The sequence below is a fragment of the Streptomyces sp. NPDC094147 genome, assembly GCF_044764265.1.
Classification (GTDB): Bacteria; Actinomycetota; Actinomycetes; order Streptomycetales; family Streptomycetaceae; genus Streptomyces.
The window spans coordinates 274,032-295,791 of record NZ_JBIWHT010000001.1 but is presented as its reverse complement, the minus strand read 5'-3'; the positions used below and the strand labels follow the sequence as shown (position 1 = coordinate 295,791).

Genomic DNA, 21,760 nt, shown 5'->3' with positions numbered 1-21,760 from the left:
GGACAGCGTGGCTTAGAACCGCCCCCGGGGCGGGGCGGGTGCCTCGACCCCTTAGGCTCGTGCCCCGTGAGTACCGGCACAGCAGCGGCGCGGGCCGGCACCGTTTGCGCGGTGCGGGGCCTGGTCAAGACGTACCCCGCGGCGCGGGGCAGACGGGGCGCACCCGGTACGCCCGAGGTCAGGGCCACCGACGGGATCAGCCTGGAGGTGCGGGGCGGCGAGATCTTCGGCCTGCTCGGCCCCAACGGCGCCGGCAAGTCCACCCTCGTACGCCAGCTGACCGGGCTCATGCGGCCCGACGCGGGCTCCGTCGAGGTGCTCGGGCACGACCTGGTGCGGCATCCCGAGCGGGCCGCCCGCCTCATCGCCTACCTCGGCCAGGAATCCACCGCCCTCGACGAGCTGACCGTCTCGCTCGCCGCCGAGACCACGGGCCGGCTGCGCGGACTCACCCTGCGCGCGGCGCGCGCCGAACGCGACGACGTGCTGGCCGAACTGGGGCTCGGCGAGATCGCCGGGCGGCCGCTCAAGAAGCTCTCCGGCGGCCAGCGGCGGCTCGCCTGCTTCGCCGCCGCACTCGTCGGCGAACGCCCCGTCCTCGTCCTCGACGAACCCACCACCGGCATGGACCCGGTGGCCCGGCGGGCGGTGTGGGCCGCCGTCGACCGGCGCCGGGCCGAGCGCGGCGCGACGGTGCTGCTCGTCACCCACAACGTCATCGAGGCCGAGACCGTGCTCGACCGGGTCGCCGTGATCGAACGCGGCAGGGTCATCGCCTGCGACACCCCCGCCGGGCTCAAGGCGCGGGTCGCCGACGAGGTGCGGGTCGAGCTCGTGTGGCGCGACCGCGCCCCGGTCGAGGTGCCCGAGGTCGCGGCGCTGCGCGCGGCGGCCCAGGAGTCCGGGCGGCGCTGGACGCTGCGGCTCAGCCCCGAGCGGGCGCGGGCCGCCGTCGCCACCGTCACCGGAGGCCCGGCCTTCGCGGCCCTCGACGACTTCACCCTGGCCACGCCGAGCCTCGAAGACGTCTACCTCGCCCTGGGCGGCCGCACGGAAGGGCTGGTGAAGGCATGAGCGCCATTCCCCTGGAGAGCGGCGTCGAGCCGTTCGCCGACCTCGCGCCGGCGAACGGCCCCGCCCGGAACACCGCGCACGCCGCCGCCCCGCTCGCCCCCCGCGCCCGGCTGCTGCCCGCGCTCGCCGCCGTCTACCGCGCCCAGCTCTCACGGGCCCGGGTGGCCCGGATCCCGCTGCTGTTCGTCGCGACCTTCCAGTCCGTCGGGATCATGATCCTGATGCGCGGGGTGGTGGACGGCGGGAGCGAGGCACGGTCCGTGGTCGCCGGATCCAGCGTGCTCGTCGTCGCCTTCGTCGCGCTCAACCTGCTCGCCCAGTACTTCGGGCAGTTGCGGGCCGGCGGCGGTCTCGACCACTACGCGACGCTGCCGGTGCCGCCCGCGTCCGTGGTGCTCGGCGCCGCCGGGGCGTACGCCTCCTTCACCGTGCCCGGGACGGCCGTGACGGCCGTGGCGGGATGCCTCCTGTTCGGGCTGCCGATGGGGCACCTGTGGGTGCTCGCCGCGGTGATCCCGCCGACCGGCGCCGCGCTCGCCGGACTCGGCGCGGCCCTCGGACTGCTCGCGCCACGCCAGGAACTCGCCACGCTCTTCGGCCAGTTGGGGATGTCGGCGGCGCTGCTGCTCGGGGTGCTCCCGGCCGACCGGCTGCCCGGCCCCATCGCGTACGCACGTGATCTGCTGCCCTCCACCTACGGTGTGGAGGCCTTCGCGCACAGCTTCGACGCGCACCCCGACTGGGGCGTCGTCGGGCTCGACCTCGCGGTGTGCGCGGCCGTCGGCGTCGTCTCGCTGGCGGTGGCGGCGTGGGCCTACCGCCGGGCGGCGGTCCGGTGAGGCAGCGCACAGACACGCCTGGCACGATGTCAGGGTGACCGCACCTCTGACACCACCTCCTCACCAGCAGCCGCCGGACAACGATCCGTGGCGGACGCACACCGGGGGCTCGCACCCCGGGCCCGTCGAGGAGGCGCCCGCCGTGAAGAAGGACTTGCGGGACGCGGTGCTCGTCGCCCTCGCGGTGACGCTGGCCGGTGTGGTGCTCGGGCTCCTGTGGCTGTGGCTGGCGCCCCGGGTGCCGCTGATCGCCGACGACAAGGCCGTCTTCCTCAAGGACACCGAGGGGGAGGAGGCGATCGGCGGCGACGGAACGTTCATCTTGCTCGCGCTCGGCCTCGGCGCCCTCACCGCCACCGCGGTCTTCCTGTTCCGCAAGGCCGGCGGCATCGCGGTGGTCATCGGCCTCGCGGTCGGCGCCCTGCTCGGCTCCGTGCTCGCCTGGCGCCTGGGCGTCTGGCTCGGGCCCAACCAGGACGTGGTGGCGGCGGCGAAGGCGGCCGGCAAGGGCGTCACCTTCGACGCCCCGCTCAAGCTCAACGCCAAGGGCGCGCTGCTGGCCTGGCCGTTCGCGGCGATGGCCGTCCATCTGGGCCTGACCGCCGTGTTCGGGCCGCGCGACGCGGATCAGATGTGGCCGCCGGGACCGGCGGACGAGATCCCGTCGCTCGACTCCGGTCCGCCCGGGTCGCCGCAGCCGTAGTGCTACGCGGGCCGCCTCCCGTGGTTGGCCCGGCCCTTCTTGATGCGCCACTTCCGCTTGCGGGTCCGCTTCGACATGGGCGTACCTCCCGTCCTCGGGTTCTAGTCGAGGACGGGAGGTACGTCGAGACCCTGGACGCAGGCTTTTACCCGCGGCCGATCGGGGCCAGCAGGGCGCCGGTGAGGGCGGCCAGGTCGGCGGGGGACAGCTCGACCTCCAGGCCGCGGCGGCCCGCCGACACGCAGATCGTGGGGTGCGCGGACGCCGAGTCGTCCAGGACCGTGCGCAGCTTCTTGCGCTGGCCCAGCGGGGAGATGCCGCCCCGCACATAACCGGTGGTGCGCTCGGCGGCCGCCGGATCGGCCATCGCCGCGCGTTTGCCGCCGACCGCCGAGGCCAGCGCCTTCAGATCGAGCGAGCCCGCCACCGGGACCACCGCCACCGTCAGCTCGCCGTCCACGTCGGCGACCAGCGTCTTGAAGACCCGCTCGGCGCTCACCCCGAGGGCTTGCGCCGCTTCCTCCCCGTACGAGGCGGCCGCCGGGTCGTGCTCGTAGGCGTGCACGGTGAACGCGGTGCCCGCCGCGGTCAGCGCCACCGTCGCCGGAGTGCCCGCGGACTGCTTCTTCTTGGCCAAGGCGGCCCTCCGGTCGGTCAGTTGGGGCTCGTGGGGGCGCGGGTCAGGTCCACCGCGGGGAGCGAGGGGAGGTGGCGGATGACCGCGGTCTCCTGGCGCAGCAGGTGCAGTTCCTCGCGGAGCCGGGTCGCGGTGTCGGGGGCCTGGAGCAGCCGCTGCTTGGCCGGGACGTCGAGGACGGCGGCGGCGGCGACCAGATAGGACACCACCGAGGGCTCGTCGGGGAGCTCCGTGGTGCCGGCCAGCGAGCGCTCCCGGGCACCGGCGAGCCGCTTCTGGTACGAGCGGAAGGCCCGCAGGACGCCCTCGGCGAGCGCGCCCGCCTCCTCGCCCGGCTCCTCCGGGATCTCCTCGATCTCGGCGGTCAGATACGGCCCGCTCGCGTCGACCGAGAGCAGGCGCACCCGGGTCGTGCCGGTGGCGAGCACTTCGAAGCTGCCGTCCGAGCGCTCGCGGATCGTCGCCGCGTCCGCGACGCAGCCGACCCGGTGGAAGGCTTGGATCGGGTCGGGGCCGAAGCCGGCCGCCGGGCCCTTCTCGGGCTGCGCGGTCTGGTCGGGCAGACCGGGCGCGGTCGGCGCGACCTCCCGGCCGTCCCGGATCGCCACGACGGCGAAGCGGCGCGGCTCGTCGCCGGCCTCGTCCGAGGAGCCGGATGCGTCGGTGCCGGTCTTCAGCAGATCGCGCATCATGGCGCGATAGCGCTCCTCGAAGATGTTCAGCGGCAGGACGAGCCCGGGGAACAGCACCGAGTTGAGCGGGAAGAGTGGGAGGCGTGCGGTGGTCACAACGCTCAAGCGTAATGGCCGCCGGACCGGGCTCGTCCGGGCTTCGCCCGCTCCCGTCCCCACGGCATGCCCGCGGCGACCTCGGTCCGTGCGAACTCGCGCAGTTCGAGGAACTGGCCCAGCGGATCGGCGGCCAGATGCAGCCACGGAAAGGACGTCGCATACGGCCCGATACGCCGGAATTCCTCCAGCGTTTCCGGCCAGCGCCCCCGGACGGCGAGCACGTAGGCGAGCAGATTGCGGACCTCGGCCGGCCAGGGGTCGCCCGGCTCGTAGGCGGCGGACAGCTCGATGGCGAGGTCGGCCGCCGCGTCGATGCGCTCGTACGGGATCGCCCGGCCCGCGCCGCCCACCAGGTAGGCGAAGGCCGCACGGGCCGGGAGCGCGCGGATCAGGGAGCCCGGCAGCGAGTCCTCGGCGGCCCGCTCGGCGAAGTCGAAGCACTCGCGGTGCGAGCCGTACCACTGCGCGGAGAGGTACTGGAGTGCCGCCACATGGCAGCCGTAGTGGTGCGAGGAACGGTGTATGGCCTCGCCCCACAACTCCTCGAAGACGGTGTGCGGCGCATGGGTGCCGCGGGCGTGGTCGAGGGCGATCCGCCAGGGCACCGGGTCGGCCGGGTCGCCGTCCGCCGCCGAGAGGATCAGCGGGGCCACCTCACGCAGCCGCTCGGCGCGGGCGGGCGAGCCCCAGGCCCGGACGATCGCGAGTTCGGCCTTCACGAGCAGCGCGTCCGGGTCGCGGGGTGCCTCGGCCAGCCAGTTGGCGAGCCAGTCCGGTCTGCCGACCGCGAAGGCCGCGAGCCGCACCGTGTAGCGGTCGCGGTTCTCCCACTCGGCCAGCTCGCGGGTGACGGCGAGCAGCTTCGCCGCCGCCCCGTACTCGCCGAGCGCGGCCGAGACCAGCGCGGGGGCGAGCCGGGCGTCGGGGGCGTCGAGCAGCACTTCCCTGCCGTCCGGCAAGCCGGCGGTGAGGTGCGCGTGGGGCCTCCCCAGCTCGAACGAAGCCGAGAGCTTGGGGAAATGCCTGGCCCGCCGTGCGGTGCGGATCAGCGCGGATACGAAAGTCATGGTGCGGACCATTGAAATCCGCAGGTGGGGGCCGCGCCAGGGGGGCCGCTGTGAAGCTTCTGTATCGGTGGTGAGGGTTGTACGGCACGAGGTCAAGGCCCGGCAAATTCAGCCGCCGAAGGCCCGTCGGGAGGCCGGGCGGGAGGCCCGGCGAGGTGCCCGGCGAGGTGTTCGCGGGGGCCCCTCGCCGCCCCGCGAGAGGCCCCCGCGGAATGCCCCCGCGCCCCCCGGCTCACCCCCTCCGCAGCAGTCGCGAGGCCCCCGCCGCCACCGTCGTCGCCAGGATCCAGCCCAGCATGATCAGCAGGGCCGCCCCCCACTGCCACAGGCCGGTGAGCTTCCAGTAGCCGTCCTGGCCCAGGTTGACCACCGGGATCAGGAGGTCGAGCGCGTAGAGCGGCGCGTTCCACTCGGGGTGTTCGTCGGCCTTGAGCGGCTGGGGGTTGTAGCGCGAGAAGGCGAGGGCGCCCGCCGCCCACAGGACCGCCATCCACAGCGCGGCCCGGCCTGGCCGGTAGCCGTAGGCCACCGTCAGGTCCTGGAGCACGCCCCACGCCTTCGCCGCCAGCGGCAGCGTCTCGCGGCGCCGGCGCTGCTTGGCGAGCAGCACCTCGCGGGCGTCCGCGTCCTCCCCGCTGTTGCGCAGCACGGCGGCCAGCCGCTCGTACGGCTCCGGCGCGTACTCGGGCGTCGCCGCGGCCACCCAGTCGAGCCGCTCGGCCAGCGTGAAGGTGCCGATGGGGATGAGGTTCTCGTAGGCGAAACCGTTCATCGTCAGGCTGCCGGGTCCCGGCCAGCTGTCCGCCATGTCGACCAGGTTCACCACCCGGGTCCCGGACAGGATCACCTTGCCGCGCTCCGGGCGCTGCCCGGTGAAGCGCAGCTCCGGCGTCTGGATGCGGCGCAGCGACAGTTCCTGGGAATCGTTCATGACGATCCGGGACTGCGCCAGGTCCACCGCGTCCCCGAACCGCCCGTCGTCCAGGCGCAGTCCGCCCCGGCATTCGAACGGCTGGATCAGGGTGCCCCGCACGGGCGTGTTGGTGTAGTTCGTCCCGTACGGCGGTGTGGTGCCCGCCTGGCTGCCGCCCGGGTAGACGGCCGCCGAGGTGAGGTACAGGGTGCGCTCCACGGTCAGCTGCGGGGCGTTCAGCGCCCGCTGGCCGTCCGGGTTGATCAGCCTGCTGCCGCGCAGGCTCAGCGTCACGCCGACCTTCGCGGCCCGCAGGCTCACCTCCCCGTACGTCTCGATCAGATCGGCCTGCAGGTCCTGGGCGACGGAGAGCCCGTCGGCCGCGATCGCACGGCCCCTGCGGTCGGCGTGCACCACGACCTGGCTGATCAGGAGGTCGGTGCCGATGTGCGCGTCGGTCAGCCGGATACCCGCCGCGACCCGGCAGCGCGGCAGGTGCAGATCGCCCTCGGTGGTCAGCCGGGCCGCCTCGACCCGCGGAATCGCGCAGCTCACCAGGCGCACCGTGGTGAAGTGCGCCTCGGGGAGCAGGAGTTCGTTCTCGAAGCGGCAGTTGTTCAGCTCGACGTACGGGGTGATGGTGCCGCCGGACAGATTGAGGGTGCCGGTGATCTGCACCCCGTTGAGCTTCAGCGCGGCGACCCGGCCCGGCAGCGCGGGCGGCCCGCTGAGCAGCAGCAGCGCCACCACCCGGGCCCGCACGCTGCGCTCGGGGCCCCAGGGGCGCACCGAGAAGGGATCGTCGCGCACCGGATTGCGGGTGCGCAGATCGTACGTACTGCCGTTGCGGAAGGCCTGCCACAGGCCCAGCTCCGCCGGACTGAGCCAGTCCGGCGCATCGCCGACATCGGGCGCCTCGGTCAATGCCGTCCCCCTCGCCGTCCACCCTGACAGGAGTAACGCTAGTGCCCGGGGGTGACAGCGGGTGACGCCCGCGTTGCGTATCAGCCACTGATACAGGCGTCCAGTGCTCCGGAGGCGTCTGAGAGAATTGATGACGTGATCTCCCGAATCGATCTGCGCGGCAACACCCTCCCCGAGGGTGGCGCCCTGCGCGACCTGCTGCCCCGTGCCGAGTTCGACGTGGAAGCCGCCCTGGAGAAGGTGCGGCCCATCTGCGAGGACGTGCATCATCGCGGCACCGCGGCGCTCATCGAGTACGCGGAGAAGTTCGACGGCGTGCGGCTCGACCGGGTGCGGGTGCCCGCCGAGGCGCTCAAGGAAGCCCTGGAACAGCTCGACCCGCAGGTCAGGGCCGCTCTGGAGGAGTCCGTCCGGCGCGCCCGCATCGTCCACCGCGAGCAGCGCCGCGCCACCCAGACCACCCAGGTCGTGCCCGGCGGCACCGTCACCGAGAAGTGGGTGCCGGTCGAGCGCGTGGGTCTGTACGCCCCGGGCGGCCGCTCGGTCTACCCGTCCTCCGTGATCATGAACGCGGTCCCGGCACAGGAGGCGGGCGTCGAGTCGATCGCGCTCGCGTCCCCGCCCCAGGCCGACTTCGGCGGCCTTCCGCACCCCACGATCCTGGCCGCCTGCGCGCTGCTCGGCGTGGACGAGGTGTACGCGGCGGGCGGCGCCCAGGCCGTCGCGATGTTTGCGTACGGAACGCAGGAGTGCGCCCCGGCGAACATGGTGACCGGCCCCGGCAACATCTGGGTCGCCGCCGCCAAGCGCTACTTCACCGGCCGCATCGGCATCGACACCGAGGCGGGCCCCACCGAAATCGCGGTCCTGGCCGACGACACGGCCGACCCGGCGCACGTCGCGGCCGACCTGATCAGCCAGGCCGAGCACGACCCGCTCGCCGCCGCCGTCCTCGTGACGGATTCGCAGCGGCTCGCCGAAGCGGTCGAGAAGGAGCTGGCGCCGCAGGTCGCCGCCACCAAGCACATCGAGGACCGGATCAAGCCCGCCCTCGCGGGCCGCCAGTCCGCGATCGTCCTGGTGGATTCGATCGAAGACGGCCTGAAGGTGGTCGACGCGTACGGCGCCGAGCACCTGGAGATCCAGACCGCCGACGCCGCGGCCGTGGCCGGCCGGGTGCGGAACGCGGGCGCGATCTTCGTCGGCCCCTGGGCCCCGGTCTCGCTCGGCGACTACTGCGCGGGCTCCAACCACGTGCTGCCCACCGGCGGCTGCGCCTGCCACTCCTCGGGCCTGTCCGTCCAGTCCTTCCTGCGCGGCATCCACATCGTGGACTACACCCGCGACGCGCTCGCCGAGGTCGCCCACCACGTGGTGACCCTGGCCGAGGCGGAGGACCTGCCGGCGCACGGCGCGGCTCTCAAGGCACGCTTCGGATGGAAGGTGCCGAACTCGTCATGAACATCGACGACCTTCCCGTACGGGACGAGCTGCGCGGCAAGTCCCCTTACGGAGCGCCCCAGTTGGGCACTCCCGTCCAGCTGAACACCAACGAGAACCCGTACCCGCTGCCGGAGCCGCTGGTGGCGCGGATCGCCGAGCGGGTCGCCGAGGCGGCCCGGACGCTGAACCGCTACCCGGACCGGGACGCGATCGAGCTGCGCACCGAGCTCGCGCGGTACCTGACCCGGACGGCCGGGCACCCGGTCTCCGTCGAGAACCTGTGGGCGGCCAACGGCTCCAACGAGGTCATCCAGCAGCTGCTCCAGACCTTCGGCGGCCCCGGCCGCACCGCGATCGGCTTCGAGCCCTCGTACTCGATGCACGCCCTGATCGCCCGGGGCACCGGCACCGGCTGGATCCCGGGGCCCCGCAACGCGGACTTCACGATCGACCTCGCGACGGCCGAGCGGGCCATCGCCGAGCACGCGCCGGACGTCGTCTTCATCACCTCGCCCAACAACCCGACGGGCACGGCGGTCGCCGCCGAGACGGTCCTCGCGCTGTACGAGGCCGCGCAGGCCGCGAAGCCCTCGATGGTCGTGGTGGACGAGGCGTACGTCGAGTTCAGCCACCGCGACTCGCTGCTCCCGCTCATCGAGGGCCGCCCGAACATGGTGATCTCGCGCACCATGTCGAAGGCCTTCGGCGCGGCCGGGCTGCGCCTGGGCTATCTCGCCGCGCACCCGGCGGTGGTCGACGCCGTGCAGCTCGTACGGCTGCCGTACCACCTGTCCGCCGTCACCCAGGCGACCGCGCTCGCGGCCCTGGAGCACACGGACACGCTGCTCGGCTATGTCGAGCAGCTGAAGAAGGAGCGGGACCGGCTGGTCGCCGAGCTGCGCGCGATCGGCTGTGAAGTGACCGAATCGGACGCCAACTTCGTCCAGTTCGGCCGCTTCCAGGACTCCCACACCGCCTGGCAGCAGATCCTCGACCGGGGCGTGCTGGTCCGCGACAACGGGGTGCCCGGGTGGCTGCGCGTCACCGCGGGGACCCCCTCCGAGAACGACGCGTTCCTCGACGCGGTCCGTCAGCTGCCGTGTTTTACGGGGGACACCCCCGAACCCCCGAAGGAGCAGAGCGCATGAGCCGCGTTGGCAGGGTGGAACGCACCACCAAGGAGACCTCCGTCCTCGTCGAGATCGACCTCGACGGCACCGGCAAGGTCGATGTGTCGACAGGCGTCGGCTTCTACGACCACATGCTCGACCAGCTCGGCCGCCACGGTCTGTTCGACCTGACGGTCAAGACCGACGGCGATCTGCACATCGACACCCACCACACCATCGAGGACACCGCCCTCGCGCTCGGCGCCGCCTTCAAGCAGGCGCTCGGCGACAAGGTGGGCATCTACCGCTTCGGCAACTGCACGGTCCCGCTGGACGAGTCGCTCGCCCAGGTCACCGTCGACCTCTCCGGCCGCCCCTACCTCGTGCACACCGAGCCCGAGAACATGGCGCCGATGATCGGCGAGTACGACACCACGATGACCCGGCACATCTTCGAGTCCTTCGTGGCCCAGGCGCAGGTGGCCCTGCACATTCACGTACCGTACGGACGCAATGCGCACCACATCGTGGAGTGCCAGTTCAAGGCGCTGGCGCGCGCGCTGCGCTATGCCTCGGAGCGTGACCCGCGCGCTGCCGGAATCCTTCCTTCCACCAAGGGTGCGCTGTAAGCATGAACGGTCTCAACACCATTCTGATCGTGGTCGGCCTCTTCCTGATCGGCGGAGTGATCTCCTTCGTCAAGCAGGGGATGCCGAAGAGCCTGATCGTGCTGCTGTCCATCGGCGCCGCGATGTGCCTGGCCGCCGGAATCCTGCGACTGGACGTCTGGTCATGAGCGCAGCCGCCAAGAAGGTCGTCGTCTTCGACTACGGATTCGGCAACGTACGGTCCGCCGAGCGCGCCCTCGCCCACGTCGGCGCCGACGTGGAGATCACCCGCGACTACGACCGGGCCATGAACGCCGACGGACTGCTCGTCCCCGGCGTCGGCGCCTTCTCCGCCTGCATGAAGGGGCTGCGCGACGCCCGCGGCGACTGGATCGTCGGGCGCCGGCTGTCCGGCGGCCGCCCCGTCATGGGCATCTGCGTCGGCATGCAGATCCTCTTCGAGCGCGGCATCGAGCACGGCGTGGAGACCGAGGGCCTGGACGAGTGGCCCGGCGTGGTCGGGCCGCTGAAGGCACCGATCGTGCCGCACATGGGCTGGAACACCGTCAAGGCGCCCGAGGACAGCGAACTGTTCGCGGGCCTGGACGCCGAGGCCCGCTTCTACTTCGTGCACTCCTACGCCGTGCACGACTGGAGCCTCGAAGTCACCAACCCCAAGATCCGTGCGCCCAGGGTCACTTGGGCCACCCACGGCGAGCCGTTCGTCGCCGCGGTGGAGAACGGTGCGCTGTGGGCCACCCAGTTCCACCCCGAGAAGTCCGGCGACGCCGGAGCCCAGCTGCTGACCAACTGGATCGGAACCCTGTAATGGCTGCCAAGCTCGAACTCCTCCCCGCCGTCGACGTCCGCGACGGCCAGGCGGTACGCCTCGTCCACGGCGAGTCCGGCTCGGAGACCTCCTACGGCTCCCCCCTGGAGGCGGCCCTCGCCTGGCAGCGCTCCGGCGCCGAGTGGCTGCACCTGGTCGATCTGGACGCCGCGTTCGGCACCGGTGACAACCGCGCGCTGATCGCCGAGGTCGCGGGCGCCATGGACATCAAGGTGGAGCTGTCCGGCGGCATCCGCGACGACGCCTCGCTGGCCGCCGCGCTCGCCACCGGCTGCACCCGAGTCAACCTCGGCACCGCCGCCCTGGAGACCCCCGAGTGGGTCGCCAAGGTCATCGCCGAGCACGGCGACAAGATCGCGGTCGGTCTGGACGTACGCGGCACGACGCTGCGCGGCCGCGGCTGGACCCGCGACGGCGGCGACCTGTACGAGACCCTGGCGCGCCTGGACACCGAGGGCTGCGCGCGCTACGTCGTCACCGACATCGCCAAGGACGGCACGCTCCAGGGCCCGAACCTGGAGCTGCTGCGCAACGTGTGCGCGGCGACGGACAAGCCGGTCGTCGCCTCCGGCGGCGTCTCCTCCCTGGACGACCTGCGGGCCATCTCCGAGCTGGTCCCGGCCGGCGTGGAGGGCGCGATCGTCGGCAAGGCGCTGTACGCGAAGGCCTTCACGCTGGAAGAGGCGCTGCAGGCGGTCTCCGGATGAGCGGCGGGATCCGCAGGATCTCCTCCGGCTCCCCCCTGGAGGAGCGCTTCGGCTACTCCCGTGCCGTCGAACTGCCGGGCGGTCTCGTCCTGGTCGCCGGCTGTACGTCGACGGTCAACGGCCGCATCGACGAGGGCGGCCCGTACCAGCAGACGGTCACCGCGTTCGGCGTCGCCGTCAAGGCGCTGGAGTCCCTGGGCCTCGGCCGCGAGGACGTGGTGCGCACCCGGATGTACATCACGCACGCGCGCGACGTGGACGAGGTGGGCCGCGCCCACAAGGAGCTGTTCGACGATGTGCGTCCGGCAGCCTCGATGCTGATCGTGTCGGGCTTCGTCGACCCCAGCCTGGTGGTCGAGGTCGAGGTCGAGGCGTACCGAGGAGGTGCGTCGGCATGACGCTGGCGGTACGAGTCATCCCCTGCCTGGACGTCGACAACGGCCGGGTCGTCAAGGGCGTCAACTTCCAGAACCTGCGCGACGCGGGCGACCCGGTCGAGATGGCCAAGCTGTACGACGCCGAGGGCGCGGACGAGCTGACGTTCCTGGACATCACGGCGTCGTCGGGCAACCGCGAGACCACGTACGACGTGGTGCGCCGCACCGCGGAGCAGGTCTTCATCCCGCTGACGGTCGGCGGTGGCGTACGCAGCGCCGACGACGTCGACAAGCTGCTGCGGGCGGGCGCGGACAAGGTGGGCGTGAACACGGCCGCCATCGCCCGGCCCGACCTGATCCGCGAGATCGCGGAGCGCTTCGGCCGCCAGGTCCTGGTCCTGTCGGTCGACGCGCGGCGCACCGAATCGGGCTCCTTCGAGGTGACGACGCACGGCGGCCGCAGGTCCGCCGGCATCGACGCGGTCGAATGGGCGCACCGGGCGGCCGAGTTGGGGGCGGGGGAGATCCTGCTCAACTCGATGGACGCGGACGGGACGAAGGACGGCTACGACACGGAGATGATCGCGGCGGTCCGCCGCCATGTCACCGTGCCGGTGATCGCGTCCGGCGGCGCGGGCCGCCTGGAGCACTTCCCGCCCGCGATCGCGGCGGGCGCGGACGCGGTGCTCGCGGCGTCGGTGTTCCACTTCGGCGACCTGCGCATCGCGGAGGTCAAGAACGCGCTGCGGGAAGCGGGCCACCCGGTCCGCTGAGGCGCCGAGCCCGCTCAAGGCCCGGGGGTCCGCCCCCGGGCCTTTCGCATGCCCAGACGCACAGGATTAATTGCGCAACAGTTATTGCGCAAGTTTTCTTTCGTATCTACTCTGAGGGCATGACAGCGAAAGAGATCCGCAGGATCACCGACATGGACACGCTGAAGGCGTTCGGGCACCCCCTGCGCATGAAGCTCTACCGGGCCCTGTTCGTGGCGCGCACGGCCACCGCCTCCCAGTTGGCCGAGCAGATGGACGAGGCGGTCTCGCTGGTCAGCTACCACCTGCGCAAGCTCGCCGACCACGGGCTGATCGAGGAGGCCGAACCGCAGAGCGCCGACGGCCGCGAGCGCTGGTGGCAGCCGAGTTCGAAGGGCGTGAGCTTCCGCCAGGAGGACTTCCGCGACGCACCCGAGAAGGCCGCCGCGCACGCCTCGGTCACCCGGCTGATGTTCCAGCAGCGCAGCGACCTCTACCTCCGCTACCTGGACGAGGCACAGACCTGGGGCACCGAGTGGAAGGACGCCGCCTCCAGCTCCGAGTCGGTCACCCGGCTCAGCCCCCGCGAACTCTCCTCGCTCACCGCCGAGATCCTCGCCCTCATCAGGAAGTACGACGACGAGGCCATCGCCGCCGAGGCACAGGGCGACACCGAGGGGCGCGAGAACGTCGCCCTCCACGTGTACGCCTTCCCGTTCCGCGCCTGACCCCGCCCGCCCCTTCCCGCCCCGCCCGAGAGGACCCGCCCCTCCCATGAGCGCCACCGTCACGGCCCCCATAGCCCCCGTCGAGCGCCCCGCGCACCGGGACGGCAACGTCCTGCGCTGGCTGGGCGCCTACACCTCCTCGCTGGTCGGCGACAGCGTGTACTACATGGCGCTCTCCTGGGCTGCCGCCCAGTCCGGCAGCGCCGCCCAGGCGGGCCTGGTGCTGGCGGTGGGCGCCGTGCCGCGGGCGATTCTGATGCTCGGCGGGGGAGTCGTCGCCGACCGGTTCGGGCCGCGCCGGGTCGTCATCGGCAGCGACGCGGTGCGCTGCCTGGTGATCCTGGCGATGGCCGCGACGCTGCTCCTCAGCAGCCCCGGCCTGTGGCTGCTCATCGTGGTGGCGCTGGTGTTCGGCGCGGTGGACGCGGTGTTCCTGCCGGCCGTGGGCGCCCTGCCGCCCCGCATCACCGGACCGGGCCAACTCGCCCGCATCCAGGGCCTGAAGGGGCTCGCCGCCCGCATCGCCAACATCACCGGCGCCCCGCTCGGCGGGCTCGCCGTGGCGCTCGGCGGCTCGGCCGCCACCTTCGCCGCCGCCGGTGCGCTGTTCGCCGTCTCCACCGTGCTCCTGCTCGGCGTACGCATCGCACCGGCCCCGTCCGACGGGGCCGGGCGGAAGGGCGCGGCGGGCCGTGAACTCGTGGCCGGGCTGCGCTACATCCGCAACCACCCCGTGCTCTTCCCGCTGATGCTGGTCATCGCCATCAGCGAGCTGGGCTTCGCGGGACCGCTCAACATCGGGCTCACCCTGCTCGCCCAGGAGCGCGGCTGGGGCGCGTCCGGCATGGGGCTGATCGTCGCCGCGTTCGGGGCGGGCGCCGGCATCGTGTCGCTGATCCTCTCGGTGCGCGGCCGGATCGGGCGCGCCGGGCTCGTGCTCCCGGTGTCGCTGCTCGGCGGCACGGCGGCCGTGGTCGGCCTCGCCCAGGCCCCCTCGGCGCTGCTCGCGGCCACCGCCGGGCTCTTCATCGGTCTGCTCGCCGGGCTGAGCGGCGCCCTGTGCGGGGCGCTGCTCCAGCTGGCCACCGACCAGGCCTACCTCGGCCGGGTCAGCTCGGTGTCCGCCCTGTTCACCCTCGGCATCGCACCGCTCAGCTACCCGGTGACGGGTGCGGCGATCGGCGCCTGGGGGACGACACCCGTCTTCCTGGTGAGCGCGGGGGTGTGCGCGGCGGGCGCCCTGATCGGCCTGGCGTCCGGGAACCTGCGCCGCGCGGAGCTCCCCGAGTAGCCGAACCGCCCGAGCGGCGGCCGGGGTTCAGAACCCCAGCTTGGCCTCGATCGCCCGCGTCGAGGCCTCCTTGTCGCCGTCGAGCTCCACCTGCGCCGCGTCCTGCCGCCCGGACGCGAACAGCGTCAGCTCGCCCGGCTCGCCGGTGACCGTGACCACCGGGGTGCCCTTGTGCGCCACCGCCGTCTGGCCGTCCGGGCGGCGCAGCACGATGCCGACCGGCGACTTGCGGCCCATCAGCCGGGCCGTCTTCTCCAGGCGGGACCACAGCGCGTCCGAGAACACCGGGTCGAGCTCGCGGGGCGTCCAGTCCGGCTGGGCCCGGCGGACGTCCTCGGCGTGGACGTAGAACTCCACCGCGTTGGCGCCCTCGTCCACCTGCTTGAGGTTGTACGGGGAGTACTTCGGCGGGCCGGTGCGGATCAGCTGGATCAGCTCCTCGTACGGCTTCGCGGCGAATTCCGCCTGGACCCGGTCGAGGCGGTTCTTCAGCGCGGGGATCAGGATCCCGCCCGCCGCGTCGAGGCGCCGCTCGCGCACCACGACATGGGCCGCGAGCTCACGGGCCGTCCAGCCCTCGCAGAGGGTCGGTGACTCGGGGCCCGCGGCCTCCAACAGGTCGGCGAGCAGAAGCCGTTCACGCTTGGCATGGGTCGACATGTCCGCCAGCGTACGGGCGCCGGAGTCGTCCGGACAGTGGACGCACCGCCCGGAAGGTCCGCGGGCCACGGCAGAATGGGGGCATGACCAGCAATCTCGACCCCGCCATCGCCGCCCGCCTCAAGCGCAGCGCCGACGGTCTGGTCCCGGCCATCGCCCAGCAGTACGACACCGGCGAGGTGCTCATGCTCGGCTGGATGGACGACGAGGCCCTGCACCGCACCCTGACCACCGGCCGCTGCACGTACTGGTCGCGCAGCCGCCAGGAGTACTGGGTCAAGGGGGACACCTCCGGGCACGTCCAGCACGTGAAGTCGGTCGCCCTGGACTGCGACGCGGACACGATTCTGGTCAAGGTCGACCAGGTGGGCGCGGCCTGCCACACGGGCGACCGCACCTGCTTCGACGCCGACGTACTCGACCTCGGGAAGTAGCCCACATGGATCTGGAGACGTTCCGCAAGCTCGCCGTCGACCGCCGGGTCATCCCGGTCCACCGCCGCCTCCTCGCGGACGGCGACACCCCGGTCGGCCTCTACCGCAAGCTCGCCGCCGAGCGCCCCGGCACCTTCCTGCTGGAATCGGCGGAGAACGGCCGCTCCTGGTCGCGCTACTCCTTCGTGGGCGTACGGTCCGCGGCGACCCTCACCGCGCGCGACGGCGAGGCCCACTGGATCGGCACGCCGCCGGTCGGGGTCCCCACTTCGGGTGATCCGCTCCGGGCGCTGAAGGCCACCGTCGAGGCCCTGCACACCCCGCGCGACCTGGCCGCCTCGCTGCCCCCGTTCACCGGCGGCATGGTCGGCTACCTCGGGTACGACATCGTGCGGCGCCTGGAGAAGATCGGCGAGCACGGCGGCGACGATCTCCGGCTGCCCGAGCTGACCATGCTGCTCACCTCGGACCTCGCGGTGCTCGACCACTGGGACGGCTCGGTCCTGCTGATCGCCAACGCGATCAACCACAACGACCTCGACACCGGCGTCGACGAGGCGTACGCGGACGCCGTGGCCCGCCTGGATGCGATGGAGACCGACCTGGCCAAGCCGGCCGAGTACGCGCCGGTCGCGCTGCCGCGGTCGGAGCTTCCCGAGTACACGGCGCTGTGGGGCGGCCCGGCCTACCAGGCGGCCGTCGAGGACATCAAGGAGCGCATCCGGGCCGGCGAGGCCTTCCAGGTGGTGCCCTCGCAGCGGTTCGAAACCCCTTGCACGGCAAGCGCGTTGGACGTCTACCGGGTGCTGCGGGCCACCAATCCGTCGCCGTACATGTACCTCTTCCGCTTCGACGGCTTCGACGTCGTGGGCTCCAGCCCCGAGGCGCTCGTCAAGGTCGAGGACGGGCGGGCGATGGTGCACCCGATCGCCGGGACCCGGCCGCGCGGCGCCACCCCGCAGCACGACCAGGCGCTCGCCGACGAGCTGCTCGGCGACCCCAAGGAGCGCGCCGAGCACCTCATGCTCGTCGACCTGGGCCGCAACGACCTGGGCCGGGTCTGCGAGCCCGGCTCGGTGGAGGTCGTGGACTTCATGTCGATCGAGCGCTACTCACACGTGATGCACATCGTGTCGACCGTGACCGGCCGGGTGGCCGGGGGACGCACCGCGTTCGACGTCCTGACGGCCTGCTTCCCGGCCGGCACGCTCTCCGGGGCCCCCAAGCCCCGCGCGATGCAGATCATCGAGGAGCTGGAGCCCAGCCGCCGCGGGCTCTACGGGGGCTGTGTCGGCTACCTCGACTTCGCGGGCGACCTGGACACGGCGATCGCCATCCGCACCGCACTGCTGCGGAACGGCACGGCGTACGTGCAGGCCGGAGCCGGTGTGGTGGCCGACTCCGACCCGGTGGCGGAGGACAACGAGTGCCGCAACAAGGCGGCCGCCGTCCTGCGCGCCGTCAACACGGCCAATCGGCTGGGAGCCGACGGCTGAGGCTCAGCCGGTGAACGCGGCGGTCCCGTTCGGGGTGCCGAGCCCCGACGGGCCGTCGTAGCCGGTGCCTCCGGTGCACAGGTAGGCCGGGGAGCAGCTGCCGTTCGAGCCGCTCGTCACATCGTTGAGCGAGCCGGTGTGGGCGTACGGGAACGAGGCCGGGGTGGAGCCCGAGGACGGGGCGCCCGCCAGTGCGTACACCGCGGCGATCAGCGGCGAGGAGGCGCTGGTGCCGCCGAACACCTCCCAGCCGGTGTCGCTGCCGTAGGTGTCGTACACCGAGACACCGGTCTGCGGGTCGGCGACCGCCGAGACGTCCGCGACGGTCCGCTTGGCGCAGCCGGTGTCCTTCTGCCAGCTCGGCTTGGCGTCGTAGCCGGAGCAGCCGGAACCGGCGCCGCTCCACACGCTGTCCACCCAGCCCCGGCTGTTGGACGAGGTGCTGAGCGAGGTGCCGCCGACGGCGGTGACGTAGCGGGACGCCGCCGGGTACTCGACGCCGTAGCCGCCGTCACCGGAGCTCACGGTGATGGCGACGCCCGGGTGGTTGAAGTACGAGGTGTCGTACGAGGAGTCGGAGGACGACTCGCCGCCGCCGTAGCTGTTGGAGACGTACTTGGCGCCCAGCTTCACGGCGGTGTTGACGGCCGTGCCGAGGCTGGTCATCGACGTGGACGACGCCTCGACCAGCAGGATCTTGCAGTTGGGGCAGGCCGCGCTGACCATGTCGAGGTCGAGGGATATCTCCTCGGCCCAGCCCGCGTCGGCGCGCGGCAGCTTGCTGGTGCCGCTCTGACCGACCTTCTTGAAGCAGCCGTTGGCCGTGGTGCAGGCCGAAAGGCCGTACTGCGCACGGTACTTGCCGAGGTCGGACTCCGCGTTGGGGTCGTCATAGGCGTCCACGATCGCCACCGTCCGGCCCGAACCGGCCGACGCGGACGGGAGTTTGTACGCCGCCTGGAGCGAGGCGGGTCCGTAGCCGGAGGGCGCGGCCGCGGTGGTCAGCGCGCGCTCGGCGTTGGCGGACTTCACCGTGCCGCCGGTCACCTTCAGCGCCTTGCAGGCCATGACGTCCTTGTGCGTCGGGGCCGCGCAGGAGCGGACGGTGGTGACGTGCGCCGCGGTGGAAGGAGCGGCCGCCTGGGCGAGGGGAGTTGCCAGGGCGAGCGCCGCCGCGGCCAGTGTGGCGGCCGCAGCTGTGGGGGAGAGGGTTCTGCGCAACTTACTGCCTCCGTGAGGTGGGTTAACCAGGAGTACGGGCGGGTGCGCTGTGCAGGACGTGACGCGTGGTGCGCGACACGGACCGGCGGTGAACCTACGAGTGACCAGGGCATGCCAACAAGATCGGGGCTGGAATCTCTATAGCCGCTTTGCCTTCGCGGGCGGTTCAAGGACATTTCGCAGGCCGTTCACGGACATTCGATGGCCGATCTCTTGCCCGCTCTTGGTTCCCGCGGGCGGTGCCGTGTGGGAAGCGCGCGGGCCCCGGGTGACACGCCGTGCCGCGCGCAGGCGATAGTGGAGTACGTGAGTGCCGCATCCGTACCCCAGCCCCGCGCCGAAGCAGCCGCGCCGTCCGCCCGCGGCGGGCGCCGCAGTCTCGCCGCCGCTCTGCTCGCCGGCGCAGTCGGCGCCGCCGTCGTCCTGCTGGCCTCCGGGCAGACCTGGGCCAACGGCGCCGCGGCCGTCGGCGGCGGCACGCTGCCGCTCAAGGCGTCCGGCGGCGACATCACCGGCGTGCCCTCCGCCCTCGCGATCGTGGGCCTCGCCGCGCTGGTCGCCGTCTTCGCCGTCCGCGGCGCGGGCCGCGTCCTGGTTGCGGCGCTGCTCACCCTGAGCGGCGCCGGAGCCGCGGCGACCGCCTGGCTCGGCGTCGGCGACAGCGCCGCCCTGGACGAGAAGGCGGCCAGGACCAGCGGCGACGCCGCCGCCACGATCGGCGCGCTCACCCACACCGGCTGGCCGTACGTCGCCGTCGCGGGCGGCGCCCTGCTGCTGCTCGCCGGAGTCCTCGCCCTGCGCTGCGGCACGGCCTGGCCCGCGATGGGCGGCCGCTACGAGCGCGACGGCACCCCTCGCCCCCGCAAGGCCCGCACCGCCCCCGACCCGGAGCGCCCCGAGGAACTCTGGAAGGCACTGGACCGCGGCGAGGACCCGACGCGCGAGAGCTGACCCCCGCACTCAGGCACCCGCCGCGGTGCGGGACAATGGCACGGAGCGTCGGGTCCGGCGACGGCGACAACGGCGACGACAACACGGAAACACCTACGAGGAGCAACCCCATGGCGAAGAGCGGCCACGGCCACACCCCGGCAGCCTGGACCGGTGTCATCATTGCCTTCATCGGATTCTGCGTGACCTGCGTCTTCATAGTGGCCGCCAACCCGGTGGGCTTCTGGGCCGGCATCGCACTCCTCGGCATCTCCGCCGTCGTCGGCGGCGTCATGAAGATGGCCGGCCTCGGCACCCCCAAGGACACGCCCGAGATCCAGCGCATGCGCGAGGCCGCCGCCGCCGCGACCCGCGCCCGGCTTGAGGCCCAGGCCGGCTGAACCCGGCAGCCACCCTGCAAGGCGCAGCCCCGTCCGGGCTGCGCCTTTCCATGTGAACGGGGACAATCGCCAAGTGGACGCAGCCCAGCCGAACCCCGCCCCCGCCCCGGTGCACGCGACCGGCGCGGGCACCGCGGCCCGCAGGCTCCTGGTGCCGCTGGGCACCCTCGGCGCGGTCGCCGCCGCCTTCGCCTACGTGGGCCTGGTCGACCCGAACCACCCCGGCCACTACCCGGTCTGCCCGCTGTTCCGGCTCACCGGCGTCTACTGTCCGGGCTGCGGCGGGCTGCGCAGCGCCCACGACTTCATCACCGGCCACTTCGCCGCGGCCGTCGGCTCCAACGTGCTCGCCGTCGCGGGCTATCTGCTCTTCGCCGCGGGGTGGATCCTGTGGGCGGTGCGCTCGGCCCGCGGACTGCCCTTCAAGATCGTGCTCGGCGACCGCCACTGGTGGATCATCGGATCCGTCGTGCTGATCTTCTCGGTGGTCCGGAACCTGCCGTTCGGATCGGCTCTCGCACCATGACGCGCTCGGTGAATCCCCAGGTGACGTCCCAATTGCTGGGACGCCCGTCAACCGGATGCGATCCCTTCGCCCCGGTGCGGATACCATCGACATGGCTGATCGTGACCGTTCTTGACGGTCACCCTTGTCCTGACCGACATCACCGTCCCGGAAGGGGGCCGCTCGCGTGAGTGTGCTCGACGAGATCATCGAAGGCGTCCGCGCCGACCTCGCAGAGCGGCAGGCGCGCGTCAGCCTCGACGAGCTCAAGGAGCGCGCCGACAAGGCGCCCCGGGCCCGTGACGGGGTCGCCGCGCTGCGCGGCGACGGCGTGAAGGTCATCTGCGAGGTCAAGCGCTCCAGCCCCTCCAAGGGCGCGCTCGCCGCCATCGCGGACCCGGCCGCGCTCGCCGCCGACTACGAGGCGGGCGGCGCGTCCGTCATCTCCGTACTGACCGAGCAGCGCCGCTTCGGCGGCTCGCTCGCCGACCTGGAGGCCGTCCGCGCCAAGGTCGACATCCCCATCCTGCGCAAGGACTTCATCGTCACGGCCTATCAGCTGTGGGAGGCCCGTGCGTACGGCGCCGACCTGGCGCTGCTCATCGTGGCCGCCCTGGACCAGCCGGCCCTGGTGTCGCTGATCGAGCGCGCCGAGTCGATCGGGCTCACCCCGCTGGTCGAGGTGCACGACGAGGACGAGGTGGACCGGGCCGTCGACGCCGGCGCGAAGATCATCGGCGTCAACGCGCGCAACCTCAAGGACCTCAAGGTCGACCGCACCACGTTCGAGCGGGTCGCCCCGGAGATCCCGAACCACATCGTCAAGATCGCCGAGTCGGGCGTGCGCGGACCGCACGACCTGATCGCGTACGCCAACGCCGGTGCCGACGCCGTGCTCGTCGGCGAGTCCCTGGTCACCGGCAAGGACCCGCGCGCGGCCGTCGCCGACCTGGTCGCCGCGGGGGCCCACCCGGCCCTGCGCCACGGACGGAGCTGACCCGCACCATGGCCATCTCCGTCCGCCTCGCCCCCGGCTGCCGCCCCCGCGGCTGCCGGGCCCCGGCACGCCGGGTGCACGGACGGCGCGTGCGGTACGTCATCGGCTCGGAGCCGGGCCAGGTCAACGGCATGCGATGGCGCGGTGCCCTGAGCGCCGCCTGAGCAGAGCGCCCCGAAAGGGGCGCGGGGAACTGCGCGACCAGCCACGACGGCTCGCAGTCGCGCACTCGGCTCATCACCTACGGCGCCTGGGCGTACCCGCCACAACACCCAACCCAGGACCGGGGCCGCAAACGCCCCT

26 protein-coding genes are annotated in these 21,760 nt (G+C 72.7%); 20 read left to right on the top strand and 6 right to left on the bottom strand.

What is annotated here, in order from left to right:
• The first annotated feature begins 66 nt into the window (after positions 1-66).
• From ACIQ8J_RS01385 to ACIQ8J_RS01375, 3 genes are read left to right on the top strand one after another with little or no spacing between them, the layout of a single operon-like run.
• Positions 67-1,074, top strand: a complete 1,008-nt coding sequence (locus ACIQ8J_RS01385) for an ABC transporter ATP-binding protein (protein WP_403263641.1) — start codon at positions 67-69, stop codon at positions 1,072-1,074.
• Positions 1,071-1,913, top strand: a complete 843-nt coding sequence (locus tag ACIQ8J_RS01380; protein WP_403263639.1) for an ABC transporter permease — start codon at positions 1,071-1,073, stop codon at positions 1,911-1,913. The genes ACIQ8J_RS01385 and ACIQ8J_RS01380 overlap by 4 nt, the downstream gene beginning before the upstream one ends.
• A gap of 34 nt (positions 1,914-1,947) precedes the next feature.
• Positions 1,948-2,616 (top strand): ABC transporter permease, encoded by a 669-nt coding sequence (locus tag ACIQ8J_RS01375; protein WP_403263637.1) that lies wholly within the window; start codon positions 1,948-1,950, stop codon positions 2,614-2,616.
• A gap of 145 nt (positions 2,617-2,761) precedes the next feature.
• Here ACIQ8J_RS01375 and ybaK read toward each other — a convergent pair whose 3' ends face one another.
• From ybaK to ACIQ8J_RS01355, 4 genes are all read right to left on the bottom strand, one after another.
• Positions 2,762-3,253, bottom strand: coding sequence for a Cys-tRNA(Pro) deacylase (gene ybaK / locus ACIQ8J_RS01370; RefSeq protein ID WP_403263635.1), 492 nt, complete (start codon positions 3,251-3,253; stop codon positions 2,762-2,764).
• Between the two features lie 17 nt (positions 3,254-3,270).
• Complete coding sequence (locus tag ACIQ8J_RS01365) at positions 3,271-4,041, bottom strand: LON peptidase substrate-binding domain-containing protein (protein WP_403263634.1); 771 nt, start codon at positions 4,039-4,041, stop codon at positions 3,271-3,273.
• Between the two features lie 5 nt (positions 4,042-4,046).
• Entirely contained in the window at positions 4,047-5,123 is a 1,077-nt protein-coding gene (locus ACIQ8J_RS01360; protein WP_403263632.1) for a hypothetical protein, read from the bottom strand.
• A gap of 220 nt (positions 5,124-5,343) precedes the next feature.
• Positions 5,344-6,948 carry an oxidoreductase gene (locus ACIQ8J_RS01355; protein WP_403263630.1) on the bottom strand — a complete coding sequence of 535 codons (1,605 nt, stop codon included), beginning with the start codon at positions 6,946-6,948 and terminating at the stop codon, positions 5,344-5,346.
• 135 nt (positions 6,949-7,083) lie between these two features.
• Here ACIQ8J_RS01355 and hisD point away from each other — a divergent pair, with 135 nt between their 5' ends.
• From hisD to ACIQ8J_RS01305, 10 genes are all read left to right on the top strand, one after another.
• Complete coding sequence (gene hisD / locus ACIQ8J_RS01350; protein WP_403263628.1) at positions 7,084-8,409, top strand: histidinol dehydrogenase; 1,326 nt, start codon at positions 7,084-7,086, stop codon at positions 8,407-8,409.
• The gene (locus tag ACIQ8J_RS01345; RefSeq protein ID WP_403263627.1) at positions 8,406-9,539 is read left to right on the top strand and encodes a histidinol-phosphate transaminase; all 1,134 of its coding nucleotides are present in this window, start codon (positions 8,406-8,408) and stop codon (positions 9,537-9,539) included. The genes hisD and ACIQ8J_RS01345 overlap by 4 nt, the downstream gene beginning before the upstream one ends.
• Entirely contained in the window at positions 9,536-10,129 is a 594-nt protein-coding gene (gene hisB / locus ACIQ8J_RS01340; RefSeq protein ID WP_329465676.1) for an imidazoleglycerol-phosphate dehydratase HisB, read from the top strand. The genes ACIQ8J_RS01345 and hisB overlap by 4 nt, the downstream gene beginning before the upstream one ends.
• Before the next feature lie 2 nt (positions 10,130-10,131).
• A complete protein-coding gene (locus ACIQ8J_RS01335) occupies positions 10,132-10,296 on the top strand; it encodes a hypothetical protein (RefSeq protein WP_189389242.1) in 165 nt (54 codons plus the stop codon).
• Positions 10,293-10,937: an imidazole glycerol phosphate synthase subunit HisH gene (gene hisH, locus ACIQ8J_RS01330; RefSeq protein ID WP_403263625.1), complete on the top strand. Its 645-nt coding sequence runs from the start codon at positions 10,293-10,295 to the stop codon at positions 10,935-10,937. Before ACIQ8J_RS01335 ends, hisH begins: the two co-directional genes overlap by 4 nt.
• A complete protein-coding gene (gene priA / locus ACIQ8J_RS01325) occupies positions 10,937-11,665 on the top strand; it encodes a bifunctional 1-(5-phosphoribosyl)-5-((5-phosphoribosylamino)methylideneamino)imidazole-4-carboxamide isomerase/phosphoribosylanthranilate isomerase PriA (RefSeq protein ID WP_403263623.1) in 729 nt (242 codons plus the stop codon). The genes hisH and priA overlap by 1 nt, the downstream gene beginning before the upstream one ends.
• Positions 11,662-12,063 (top strand): RidA family protein, encoded by a 402-nt coding sequence (locus ACIQ8J_RS01320; protein ID WP_403263621.1) that lies wholly within the window; start codon positions 11,662-11,664, stop codon positions 12,061-12,063. The genes priA and ACIQ8J_RS01320 overlap by 4 nt, the downstream gene beginning before the upstream one ends.
• Positions 12,060-12,815, top strand: a complete 756-nt coding sequence (hisF, locus tag ACIQ8J_RS01315; protein WP_403263619.1) for an imidazole glycerol phosphate synthase subunit HisF — start codon at positions 12,060-12,062, stop codon at positions 12,813-12,815. The genes ACIQ8J_RS01320 and hisF overlap by 4 nt, the downstream gene beginning before the upstream one ends.
• Before the next feature lie 119 nt (positions 12,816-12,934).
• On the top strand, positions 12,935-13,522 hold the full coding sequence (locus ACIQ8J_RS01310; RefSeq protein WP_403263617.1) for an ArsR/SmtB family transcription factor: 588 nt from the start codon (positions 12,935-12,937) through the stop codon (positions 13,520-13,522).
• Positions 13,523-13,568: 46 nt separating this feature from the next.
• On the top strand, positions 13,569-14,813 hold the full coding sequence (locus ACIQ8J_RS01305) for an MFS transporter (protein ID WP_403263615.1): 1,245 nt from the start codon (positions 13,569-13,571) through the stop codon (positions 14,811-14,813).
• A gap of 27 nt (positions 14,814-14,840) precedes the next feature.
• On the opposite strand, the gene ACIQ8J_RS01300 is transcribed toward ACIQ8J_RS01305, so the two are convergent.
• On the bottom strand, positions 14,841-15,473 hold the full coding sequence (locus ACIQ8J_RS01300; RefSeq protein ID WP_403263614.1) for a TIGR03085 family metal-binding protein: 633 nt from the start codon (positions 15,471-15,473) through the stop codon (positions 14,841-14,843).
• 83 nt (positions 15,474-15,556) lie between these two features.
• On the opposite strand from ACIQ8J_RS01300, the gene hisI reads away from it, so the two are divergent.
• A complete protein-coding gene (gene hisI / locus ACIQ8J_RS01295; protein ID WP_329465685.1) occupies positions 15,557-15,907 on the top strand; it encodes a phosphoribosyl-AMP cyclohydrolase in 351 nt (116 codons plus the stop codon).
• A gap of 5 nt (positions 15,908-15,912) precedes the next feature.
• On the top strand, positions 15,913-17,403 hold the full coding sequence (locus tag ACIQ8J_RS01290; protein ID WP_403263612.1) for an anthranilate synthase component I: 1,491 nt from the start codon (positions 15,913-15,915) through the stop codon (positions 17,401-17,403).
• 3 nt (positions 17,404-17,406) lie between these two features.
• Here the strand turns inward: ACIQ8J_RS01290 and ACIQ8J_RS01285 are convergent, their stop codons facing one another.
• A complete protein-coding gene (locus tag ACIQ8J_RS01285; RefSeq protein ID WP_403263610.1) occupies positions 17,407-18,624 on the bottom strand; it encodes a peptidase S8 in 1,218 nt (405 codons plus the stop codon).
• 297 nt (positions 18,625-18,921) lie between these two features.
• Between ACIQ8J_RS01285 and ACIQ8J_RS01280 the strand changes: the two genes are divergently transcribed.
• The 5 genes from ACIQ8J_RS01280 (at position 18,922) to trpM (ending at position 21,621) form a co-directional block, all read left to right on the top strand.
• Complete coding sequence (locus ACIQ8J_RS01280) at positions 18,922-19,575, top strand: TIGR02234 family membrane protein (RefSeq protein WP_403263608.1); 654 nt, start codon at positions 18,922-18,924, stop codon at positions 19,573-19,575.
• 110 nt (positions 19,576-19,685) lie between these two features.
• Positions 19,686-19,955, top strand: a complete 270-nt coding sequence (locus tag ACIQ8J_RS01275) for an HGxxPAAW family protein (protein WP_399049731.1) — start codon at positions 19,686-19,688, stop codon at positions 19,953-19,955.
• Positions 19,956-20,028: 73 nt separating this feature from the next.
• A complete protein-coding gene (locus ACIQ8J_RS01270; protein ID WP_403263606.1) occupies positions 20,029-20,481 on the top strand; it encodes a DUF2752 domain-containing protein in 453 nt (150 codons plus the stop codon).
• Positions 20,482-20,647: 166 nt separating this feature from the next.
• The gene (gene trpC, locus ACIQ8J_RS01265) at positions 20,648-21,457 is read left to right on the top strand and encodes an indole-3-glycerol phosphate synthase TrpC (protein WP_403263605.1); all 810 of its coding nucleotides are present in this window, start codon (positions 20,648-20,650) and stop codon (positions 21,455-21,457) included.
• 8 nt (positions 21,458-21,465) lie between these two features.
• Positions 21,466-21,621, top strand: coding sequence for a tryptophan biosynthesis modulator TrpM (gene trpM, locus ACIQ8J_RS01260; RefSeq protein WP_403263603.1), 156 nt, complete (start codon positions 21,466-21,468; stop codon positions 21,619-21,621).
• The last annotated feature ends 139 nt before the right edge of the window (positions 21,622-21,760 follow it).

What these genes read in the sequence shown, in the direction of transcription:
- ACIQ8J_RS01275 (WP_399049731.1), top strand. Translation starts at nt 19,686, where the DNA reads ATGGCGAAGAGCGGCCACGGCCACACCCCGGCAGCCTGGACCGGTGTC.
- ACIQ8J_RS01290 (WP_403263612.1), top strand. Translation starts at nt 15,913, where the DNA reads ATGGATCTGGAGACGTTCCGCAAGCTCGCCGTCGACCGCCGGGTCATC.
- trpM (WP_403263603.1), top strand. Translation starts at nt 21,466, where the DNA reads ATGGCCATCTCCGTCCGCCTCGCCCCCGGCTGCCGCCCCCGCGGCTGC.
- ACIQ8J_RS01360 (WP_403263632.1), bottom strand. Translation starts at nt 5,123, where the DNA reads ATGGTCCGCACCATGACTTTCGTATCCGCGCTGATCCGCACCGCACGG.
- priA (WP_403263623.1), top strand. Translation starts at nt 10,937, where the DNA reads ATGGCTGCCAAGCTCGAACTCCTCCCCGCCGTCGACGTCCGCGACGGC.
- ACIQ8J_RS01310 (WP_403263617.1), top strand. Translation starts at nt 12,935, where the DNA reads ATGACAGCGAAAGAGATCCGCAGGATCACCGACATGGACACGCTGAAG.
- ACIQ8J_RS01305 (WP_403263615.1), top strand. Translation starts at nt 13,569, where the DNA reads ATGAGCGCCACCGTCACGGCCCCCATAGCCCCCGTCGAGCGCCCCGCG.
- ACIQ8J_RS01345 (WP_403263627.1), top strand. Translation starts at nt 8,406, where the DNA reads ATGAACATCGACGACCTTCCCGTACGGGACGAGCTGCGCGGCAAGTCC.
- ACIQ8J_RS01320 (WP_403263621.1), top strand. Translation starts at nt 11,662, where the DNA reads ATGAGCGGCGGGATCCGCAGGATCTCCTCCGGCTCCCCCCTGGAGGAG.
- hisF (WP_403263619.1), top strand. Translation starts at nt 12,060, where the DNA reads ATGACGCTGGCGGTACGAGTCATCCCCTGCCTGGACGTCGACAACGGC.
- hisH (WP_403263625.1), top strand. Translation starts at nt 10,293, where the DNA reads ATGAGCGCAGCCGCCAAGAAGGTCGTCGTCTTCGACTACGGATTCGGC.
- hisB (WP_329465676.1), top strand. Translation starts at nt 9,536, where the DNA reads ATGAGCCGCGTTGGCAGGGTGGAACGCACCACCAAGGAGACCTCCGTC.
- hisI (WP_329465685.1), top strand. Translation starts at nt 15,557, where the DNA reads ATGACCAGCAATCTCGACCCCGCCATCGCCGCCCGCCTCAAGCGCAGC.
- ACIQ8J_RS01335 (WP_189389242.1), top strand. Translation starts at nt 10,132, where the DNA reads ATGAACGGTCTCAACACCATTCTGATCGTGGTCGGCCTCTTCCTGATC.
- ACIQ8J_RS01300 (WP_403263614.1), bottom strand. Translation starts at nt 15,473, where the DNA reads ATGTCGACCCATGCCAAGCGTGAACGGCTTCTGCTCGCCGACCTGTTG.
- ACIQ8J_RS01380 (WP_403263639.1), top strand. Translation starts at nt 1,071, where the DNA reads ATGAGCGCCATTCCCCTGGAGAGCGGCGTCGAGCCGTTCGCCGACCTC.